This is a genomic window from Chryseobacterium sp. SIMBA_028 (assembly GCF_046535285.1).
In the GTDB taxonomy this organism is placed as follows: Bacteria; Bacteroidota; Bacteroidia; order Flavobacteriales; family Weeksellaceae; genus Chryseobacterium.
Genome location: NZ_JAWRWZ010000621.1, coordinates 1 through 250, shown reverse-complemented (window position 1 = coordinate 250; position 250 = coordinate 1). Strand labels below are relative to the sequence as shown.

1 protein-coding gene is annotated in these 250 nt (G+C 40.8%); it reads right to left on the bottom strand.

What is annotated here, in order from left to right:
- On the bottom strand, positions 1–250 hold a 250-nt coding region (locus SCA31_RS24710; protein ID WP_410699599.1), incomplete at both ends, for a serine hydrolase domain-containing protein.

Sequence of the window (250 nt, the reverse complement as noted above, 5' to 3'; positions counted from 1 at the left end):
CCAGAGGTATGGTCCAAAACCATCCTTGCGGTGATTAATTTATACCGTTCGTCATCGGCTATATCTTCATAAGGCATGTACTTATACAATGGTGTATCCAGATTCAAAACGCCCTGATCAACGAGCCGCAATACAAAATAAGCAAAAACCGTTTTTGATAAAGAAGCAGCCTCAAAAACGGACTGGTTATTCAAAGGTAATTGAGTCTCTAGATTTGCTGTTCCCAAAGCCCGGTGGTAAACAATCTTTC